At 67.8% G+C, this 8215-nt stretch carries 8 protein-coding genes; 5 read left to right on the top strand and 3 right to left on the bottom strand.

From position 1 onward, the window contains the following. Positions 1 to 27 precede the first annotated feature (27 nt). Both ACNPM4_RS08775 and ACNPM4_RS08770 read right to left on the bottom strand, forming a co-directional pair. Positions 28 to 1752, bottom strand: a complete 1725-nt coding sequence (locus tag ACNPM4_RS08775; RefSeq protein WP_448985425.1) for an ABC transporter substrate-binding protein — start codon at positions 1750 to 1752, stop codon at positions 28 to 30. A gap of 48 nt (positions 1753 to 1800) precedes the next feature. Next, positions 1801 to 2814, bottom strand: a complete 1014-nt coding sequence (locus tag ACNPM4_RS08770) for an ABC transporter permease (RefSeq protein ID WP_231481743.1) — start codon at positions 2812 to 2814, stop codon at positions 1801 to 1803. A 182-nt stretch (positions 2815 to 2996) separates the two neighbouring features. Between ACNPM4_RS08770 and ACNPM4_RS08765 the strand changes: the two genes are divergently transcribed. The 4 genes from ACNPM4_RS08765 (at position 2997) to ACNPM4_RS08750 (ending at position 6416) form a co-directional block, all read left to right on the top strand. Continuing rightward, positions 2997 to 4463 carry a chlorohydrolase family protein gene (locus tag ACNPM4_RS08765; protein WP_448985424.1) on the top strand — a complete coding sequence of 489 codons (1467 nt, stop codon included), beginning with the start codon at positions 2997 to 2999 and terminating at the stop codon, positions 4461 to 4463. Positions 4464 to 4482: 19 nt separating this feature from the next. After that, complete coding sequence (locus ACNPM4_RS08760; RefSeq protein WP_029263639.1) at positions 4483 to 5148, top strand: GntR family transcriptional regulator; 666 nt, start codon at positions 4483 to 4485, stop codon at positions 5146 to 5148. 76 nt (positions 5149 to 5224) lie between these two features. Further along, positions 5225 to 6094 carry a hypothetical protein gene (locus ACNPM4_RS08755; RefSeq protein WP_448985423.1) on the top strand — a complete coding sequence of 290 codons (870 nt, stop codon included), beginning with the start codon at positions 5225 to 5227 and terminating at the stop codon, positions 6092 to 6094. Further along, entirely contained in the window at positions 6087 to 6416 is a 330-nt protein-coding gene (locus ACNPM4_RS08750) for a transcriptional regulator (protein WP_448985422.1), read from the top strand. The genes ACNPM4_RS08755 and ACNPM4_RS08750 overlap by 8 nt, the downstream gene beginning before the upstream one ends. A gap of 8 nt (positions 6417 to 6424) precedes the next feature. On the opposite strand, the gene ACNPM4_RS08745 is transcribed toward ACNPM4_RS08750, so the two are convergent. After that, positions 6425 to 7429, bottom strand: coding sequence for an isopenicillin N synthase family dioxygenase (locus ACNPM4_RS08745; protein WP_029263636.1), 1005 nt, complete (start codon positions 7427 to 7429; stop codon positions 6425 to 6427). A 169-nt stretch (positions 7430 to 7598) separates the two neighbouring features. Here ACNPM4_RS08745 and efeU point away from each other — a divergent pair. Next, the coding region (gene efeU, locus ACNPM4_RS08740; RefSeq protein ID WP_448985421.1) for an iron uptake transporter permease EfeU at positions 7599 to 8215 on the top strand (617 nt) is incomplete at its 3' end.

The raw sequence follows: 8215 nt of genomic DNA, 5'->3' as shown, positions 1-8215 counted from the left end.
TCCTTTCCGAAGGTGTGGTGTCGGCCGTTACTGCTCGACGCCGATGGTGGACAGATCGATGCTTCCGAAGAAGTACCCCACCTGGGCGTTGTGGATCTTCGAGCCCACGACGCTGTTGGTGAAGGTGCGGATGAGCGGCACGAGCGGGTAAGACTCCATGGCCTCGTTGTAGAGCTCGGCCCAGCGCGTGTTCAGCTCTTCGGAGGTGCCGTTGGTGTTGCGCAGCTCGTACATGTCGCCGGAGATCTTCTCGTCGTAGAAGCGCGAGATGTTGCTGAAGCCGTACGTCGTCCCGTCCAGGCTCGGGCCGATGTTGGGGTCGACCGTTGTCCGGGTGGAGCCGGAGGCCGCACCGCCGCACCAGCCGGCGCGGGCGAGGTCGGGCATCTCGTCGCTGGCGAGCACCGTGTAGTAGTTCGCGGCAGGGATCGGCACGAGCTGCAGGTCGATGCCGAGCTCGGTGAAGTTCTGCTGGAGCACGGTGCCGAGGTTCTTGTACCGGTCGATCGCGTTCGAGTAGCCGTACGTGAGCGAGGCGGGGACATCCTTGCCCTCGAGCAGCTTCTTGGCGGCCTCGAGCTGCGGGGCGCCGTCGATGTCGAGGTCGGTGGTCTCGGCGACGTAGCCGACCTGCGAGTCGTTGAGGTACGAGTTGGTGAGCTTGCCGAAGCGCGCACCGCCGTACTGCACCTGGATAGCCGCACGGTCCATCGCCAGGGCGAGCGCGTGACGCACGTCGGGGTCGGTGATGGTCTCGGTGTTGAAGTTCAGCACATCGGTGCAGCCGAGCAGTCCGGAGGCGGTGCGGTCGGCGACGGACGACTCGGTCAGGCGTGAGGTGTCCGAGGCCTGGAGAGCGCCGTTCGAGTCGAGCGTGATCGCGGTCGGGTCGGCATCCGAGATCAGCTGCTGGCTGATGGTCGCCTGCGCGGTCGACAGCGAGAACGTGAACGTGTCCGGCAGGGCGGTGCGGTTCTCGTCGGTCGCGGGATCCCAGGAGGGGTTGCGCACGAGCTTCAGCTCCCGGCCGCGGTCGTAGCTCTCGATCATGTACGGGCCCGAGGAGATCGGGTGGTTCGTGTAATCGAGCATCGTGTCCTTCGCCTGCGGGACCGGCGCCGTGTTCGAGCGCGACACGAGGGCGGCGAAGTCGGGGTTCGGCTGCTTCAGATGGAAGATCACGGTCTTGTCGTCGGGGGTCTCGACGGCCGTCAGATCGCCGCCGCCCGAGTACGGACCCTTGTAATCATCGGCATCGAGAGCGGAGTTCAACTCCTGCGGTGCCTGGGTGAAGACGTCGCGCGCGAACGTGCGGGCGATGCCGTACTTCACATCGGCGGCGGTGATGGGCGTACCGTCCTCGTACTTCAGACCGTCTTTGAGGGTGTAGGTCCAGGTGAGGCCGTCTTCCGAGGCGGTGCCGGTGTCGGTCGCGAGGTCGCCGACGATCGTGGGCGGCTCTCCGGCGGTCTCCTTCGCCATCGTCAGCGTGCGGTAGTAGAGCTGGCCGACGTTCGCGGTCTGCACATAGTTGCTGTTGCCCGGGTCGAGCGTCATGAAGTCGCTCGACATCAGGACGTTGACGTTGCCGCCGGCCTCATCGAAGCCCGGCTGCACGATGTGCGCGGCATACGGGTCCTTCGAGCCGGTGGGGGCGGATTGCCCGTTCTGTGCGGTGACGCTGGTGCAACCGGTGACGACCAGGGCGATGGCCACGGTCGCAGCGGCGAGCAGGGGACTGCGGTGTCTCATGACGCGTTCTCTTTCGGTGGGGGGGTCGGGTGTTCGGGGGCGGGAAGGTCAGCTGCGGGAGGCCTTGGGATCGAGCGCGTCGCGCACGGCGTCGCCGAGCAGGTTGAAGGCGAGCACGGTGATGATGAGCGCGGTGCCGGGCACGATGAGGAACCAGGGGTCGCTGAGGTACCAGTTGCCCGCCTGAGCGGCGTTGAGCATCTGCCCCCAGGACGGCGTCGGGTCCTTCACGCCGACGCCGAGGAACGACAGTGCGGCTTCGGCGGAGATGTTCGCGGGGATCATCATGGTCGCGTAGACGAGGACGACCCCGAGCACGTTCGGGATGACCTGACGGAAGATGATGGTCCGGTGCGAGGCCCCGTAGGACTTCGCCGCCTCGATGTACTCCTGCTCGCGGATGCTGAGCACCTGGCCGCGCACGACTCTGGCCAGGTACGCCCAGCCGAAGAACCCGAGGATCAGCACGAGGGAGGCGATGGGGACGAAGCTGCCCTGGCCGAGGGGCGTGTCGCGCAGCCGGGATTGCAGGATCGGGGTGAGCGAGAGCACCAGGAGCAGGTGCGGGAAGGCGAGGAAGAGGTCGATGATGCGGCTGATGACCATGTCGACCTTGCCGCCGAAGTAGCCGGCCGCAGCCCCGAGCACGGTTCCGAGGACGACCGAGACCAGCGTCGAGAGCAGGGCGATCAGCAACGAGACCTGAGCCCCGTAGGCGATGCGGGCGAAGATGTCGCGTCCGAGTCCCGGTTCGACGCCGAGCCAGTGCTCCACGGACGGGTACATGTAGGCGGGGAGCGGCAGGCCGGGGGTGTTGAAGTTGTCGAGGACCTCAGGGCCGGTGTTCGTGGTGAACGGATCCTGCCCCTCGATCGCGACCAGCACGGGGGCGAGGAGGGCGAAGAGCACGATCGCCACGACGACCCCGAAGGAGACGAGAGCGATGGGGCTGCGGCGGATGCGCAGCCACGCCGTCCCGAGGAGCGAGCGTCCGGTCGCGATCTTCGGCGGCGCGGTGGGCAGCGCCTCCGTCTTCGGGGTCAGCGTCTGGGTGTCGGTCACGATCTTCCTTGATGGGCCGGGGAGCGGGTGCTCAGAATTGTATACCAGCGGGAGCACGGTTGGGATACCAAATTCCAGAGTGACCTGATTTACCGTTGCTACCCGGGGAGCATCTTGAAGAGCAGAAGTAACGTGAGATAGTTTTTGGATACCAAATCGCATCTCAGATCATCGGGGCTCTCATGCGCACACTTCTCACCGCCGACCACGTGCTGGTGTTCGACGGCACCTCCCACCGGGAACTCCGGCAGGGGGCCGTGGTCGTCGAGGACGACCTGATCGTCTTCGCCGGCCCGGCTGACCAGGCTCCCTCGGGCATCGATGAGCGCCTGGAACTCGGGGAGAGCCTGCTGATGCCCGGGCTCATCGACCTGGACGCGCTCACCGACATCGACCACTTGATCTTGGACGCTTGGGGTACTCGTGAGCAGGCGGCCCGACTGCAGTGGTCGGAGGACTACTTCGACCGTCGGCGGCATGTCTTCGACGAGGATGAGCGTGCACGGATCCGGGAGATCGCGCTGGTGCAGCTCGCGCTGTACGGCATCACCTCCTACATGCCGATCGCCTCGGAGGTGCATTCGGTCTGGGCCGAATCGGCGGGCGACCTTCACCGGATGGCGGCGTTCTCGCGCGCTCTCGGGCTGCGCGGATTCCTCGGTCCCTCCTACCGCTCGGGCGTGAACGTCGTGACGGCGTCGGGTGAACGCCGGGTGCGGTTCGCGCCGGAGGAGGGTGAGGTCGGGCTCGCCGACGCCATCCGGTTCCATGACGAGCTGGCCGCGCTCGGCGAGCCGTTGCTCACGCCCGTCTTCCTGCCCTGCCGCATCGAGACGCTGACTCCCGAGCTGCTCGCGGCGACGGGGGCGGCGGCGGCGGAGCGCGGAGCGATCGTCCGGCTGCACGCGCTGCAGGGGGAGGTCGAGCGCGAGCTCATCCTCGATGCCCACGGCTGCACTCCGCTCGAGCTCATCGAGAGGATGGGCCTTCTGAACGATCGCCTCATCGTGCCGCACGGCGTGTTCCTCGACGTGAACCCGCGGGTGCACGGGGAAGACCGCGGCGACCTCGCCCGGCTGGTCGACGCCGGGGTGTCCATCGTGCACTGCCCGCTGACCAATGCCCGCTACGGCTCCGAACTCGAGACGTTCCAGCGTTATCACGATGCCGGGGTGAACATCGCCCTCGGTACGGATTCCTTCCCGCCCGATCTCATCCGGGGCATCGACACCGGGGTGTCGGTCGCGAAGGTGCAGAACGGCAGTCTCGCTGCCGGTGACCTCGCCGGATACGTCGATGCGGCGACGCTCGGCGGGGCGAAGGCGCTCCACCGCCCGGACCTCGGCAAGATCGCCGTCGGCGCCCAGGCCGATCTGACGGCGTTCCGGCTGGACGACGTGCGGATGGGTGCCGTCGATGACCCGCTGCGAACCCTGGTTCTCAACGGTACGGCGCGCGATGCGTGTCTGACGATGGTCGCCGGTCGGGTCGTCATGCGAGACGGGAGGATCGACGGGATCGACCTCGACGCGATCCGCGCCGACACGCAGATCCTCTTCGGGCAGATGCGGAACGCCTACACTGGGCGCGACCATCGGAGCGGAACGACCGACGAACTCTTCCCTCCGGTCTTCCCCCGTCATGCCTGATGCCCCGAGAGGTTCCGCGATGAGTTCCGACAGCCTGATCACCGACGGATCCGCCCTCGCCGAGCGGGTCTATCGCGGTGTGCTGCGCCGGATCATCGTCGGAGAGCTCACCCCGGGGTCCTGGCTGAAGGAGCGGGATCTGTCGGAGCGGTTCGAGGTGTCCCGTGTGCCCGTCCGGCAGGCGCTCCAGCGGCTGGAGACGGACGGGTTCGTCGTCACGACACGCAACAAGGGGGCGAGTGTCACGCCGGTGACGAGGGCCGACGTCGAGGAGCTGTACGACGCGCGGCTGTGCATCGAGCCCTATGCGACGCGGCATGCGGCGCAACGTGTCCACTCGGGAGCGGCGAGTGCGGATCGGTTGCGCGAACTCCTCGAGCGTGCGCTCGCGCCGGGGGACACGGCCGAGCTGGGGGAGTCCAACCTCGGGTTCCACCTCGAGATCGTCCGTCTCTCCGGCAATCGCATCCTCGAACGCAGTCTGCGGCCCATGCTCGGCCGGATGCAGTGGATCTTCGGCATCACGCACGCCACACGGGAGCAGGAGCACGCGGTGGAGCACCAGCAACTGCTCGACGCCATCGTCGCCGGGCGCGGCGAGGTGGCGGCGGCGCAGGCCTACGCGCACATCGATCAGGGGCGCGAACCCATCATCGAAGCCCTCGCGCAGGCACTCGACTGGTGACGACGGGTTGACCCCTCCCTCGCTTTCCGATAGGAAAGTAGTGAACTTTCCGGATGGAAAGTCAAGGAGGTCCATCGTGGAGCAGAAGTCCATCCCCGGTCAGGACGCGCTCGTCCCGCCGGATGCCGATCTCGCGCAGCAGTATCTGGCTGCCGCTGACGCGGTGGCGGGGCGCCGCGACCGCGCGATCGACCGACGCGCGCTCGCCTGGCTCCAGATCCTCAATGCGGCGGTCACTGCGGCGTACCTCGTCGCATTCGCACTCGTTCTCCGGAACGACGACGTGATCGCCTCGCAGATGATCCTGTTCACCTTCCTGGTGTGGGGGCAGCTCGCGAGCGGCATGGCTCAGCGCAACGGGATGCAGTGGCGCATGACTCGCTCGCGGTGGCCGGTCATCCTGGGGGGAGGGGTGCTGCTGGCCGCTGCCCTCGTGGTGTTCGGACTCGTGGCGTTGGACACCGCGCTCCCCGCCGCTACGGTGCTCATCCCCGCCGGTATGGTCCTGCTGGGCATCGGCGGCCACGGGGCGGTGCAGCTCCTCCGCGCGTCAGGGGATCCGCGTCGTCCGCGTCCTGCCCGGGTCCCGCTGCCGGCGCCCCTGCGGTGGGGAACCGTGCTTGTCGGTATCACTGTCGGCGTACTCACCATGCTGGCGGGATCCCCCGACGATGTCCTCCGGAGCGTGATCTCGTTGCTGGTGATGATGACGCTCCTCGCGTGGATCGTGGCCTTCAACACCCCGCTGGGGCTCCCGGCCATCGGAGCCGCCTGGCGTTGGCCGCATGTGGCGATGTTCTTCGTCGCGGCGTGCGTTCCCGTCGGGCTCACTCTCGCGGGCGAGTCCTTCGGGAACCGGGGGCTCGCGGGTGTTCTCGGAGGTGTCGTCGTGATCCTGCTCTTCGCCCTCGTGTCCTTCGTCCCCGGCCGGGCGAGCCGTGGCTGAGCCGGCCTCCAGGCCTCACCCACGCACCCAGCTGGACGATAATTTCGCCTCGCCCATCCGGTTCTCCCTCATGGCGGCGCTGGGGGATGGGATGGAGCTCGACTTCGCGACGCTTCGGGATGTCCTCCAGTGCGGTGACTCACCCCTGAGCAAGGCCATCACGCACCTGCAGGCTGCCGACTACGTGTTCGCGCGCAAGGCGAACGTCGGTGGCCGCTCGCGCACGTGGGTGCGTTCGACCAGGACGGGGCGCGACGCCTTCGCCGCACACCTCCAGGCGCTACGTGAGATCGTCGCCCTCGGAGGTGGGCAGGCCCTGTGAGCGTGGGCTCAGGCGGTGGCATCCACGAGGTCCGCGTGGTGGATCGCCGCGACGTCGGGGTGGGCGCGCAGGCGTGACTTGAGGGCGTTCTCGCCGTAGAGCGCGTGGATCGGGTTGCTCGGGTCCTTCGTGACGCCCTTCGCCTCGGCCGCCAGCTCGGGCGGAAGCTCGATCAGCGGGAGGCGCTTGTCGAGGGCGGGGTTGAAGAAGAACGGGATCGAGATCCGGTCGTTCGGGGCCTTCGGTGACACGACCCGGTGGTTCGTCGCCTTGAGGTAGCCGCCGGTGGCGTACTCGAGCAGCTCGCCGATGTTCACGACGAAGGCACCGGGCACCGGGGGAGCGTCGACCCAGGCTCCGTCGCGCTCGACCTGCAGGCCGCCCTTGCCCGGTTCGACCCAGAGGAGCGTGAGGACGCCCGAGTCCTTGTGCGCGCCGACGCCCTGCTGGGGCTCGGGCTCGTGTGTTCCCGGGTAGCGGACGATCTTGATCAGTGTCGAGGGCTCACCGAAGTGATCGTCGAAGTAGGTCTCGTCGGCTCCGAGCGTCTGCGCCCATTCCCGCAGCAACCGCCGGGCGACGTCGGACAGCGTCTCGTGCCATTCGGTGACGATCTCCTGCAGTTCCGGCTGCGCCGCCGGCCACAGATTCGGGCCGATGAGGCGGTTGAACGCGGGGCCGCCGTCCACGGGTTCGCGCTCGGGCCCGATGTCGATCTGCTCGCGCCAGTCCACCTGACCCTGGGTGCGCTCTCCGCCGATGCGGGTATAGCCGCGGAAGTGCGGGCTGTTCACGTTCTCGATCGCGAGCTTGTCCTCCTCCGGGAGGGCGAAGAAGTCGAGGGCAGCACGGTGCAGCCGTGCTTCCAGCTCGGGGGAGATGCCCGTGCCCGTGAGATAGAAGAAGCCGACGTCGTGCGTCGCCGCCCGGAGATCGTCGCGGAAACGAGCCGCAGCGTCCGGGCCTTCGTCGAGCTGGGACAGGTCGAGGATCGGGAGCGAGAGTTCAGCCATGGACCGAGGGTATGTCGGCTTTCCGAGCGGGAGGGCCACTGTTGCGCCGCGTTACCGCCGGGGCGTCGTCTGCCGGTGGCGACAGTGTTCCGGCAAGACTCCGCTGCAATGCTAGAGTCTCGTAGGTAAGGGCTGCCTTACCTCAGTCGTCGCAACAGAAATCGTCTCCGTGCTCGCCACTTTTCTCATCGGCCTCCGTGAAGGCCTGGAAGCCGCGCTCGTCGTCGGCATCCTCGTCGCCTACCTCCGCCGCCTCGGCCGGAAGGACGCCCTGCCGAAGATGTGGGCGGGCGTCGGCCTCGCGATCGCCCTCGCACTCGGTATCGGCGCCGTGCTCACCTTCGGCGCCTACGAGCTCACTTTCAAGGCGCAGGAGCTGATCGGCGGCGGGCTCTCGCTGCTCGCCGTCGCGATGGTCACGTGGATGATCTTCTGGATGCAGCGTGCCGGACGCACCATGAAGGCGACGCTCGAGGGCGGCCTCGATCGCGCGCTCACGGTCGGCGGCCTCTGGGCGCTCGTCGCGATCGGCTTCGTGTCGGTCGCGCGGGAGGGCATCGAGACGACACTCCTTCTGTGGTCGATGGTGCAGGCGTTCGGCGATGCGCCGTCCGCTCTGCTCGGCGCTCTGCTCGGACTCGCCGCCGCCGTGATCATCGGCTGGCTCATCTCCCGCGGAGCAGTGAAGCTCGACCTCCGCCGCTTCTTCGCGTGGACCGGCGGCTTCCTGGTCATCGTCGCCGCCGGCGTGCTCGCCTATGCGCTGATGGATCTGCAGGAGGCGGG

Source organism: Microbacterium umsixpiens (assembly GCF_053543675.1).
This window is presented reverse-complemented; position numbering and strand designations above follow the sequence as displayed.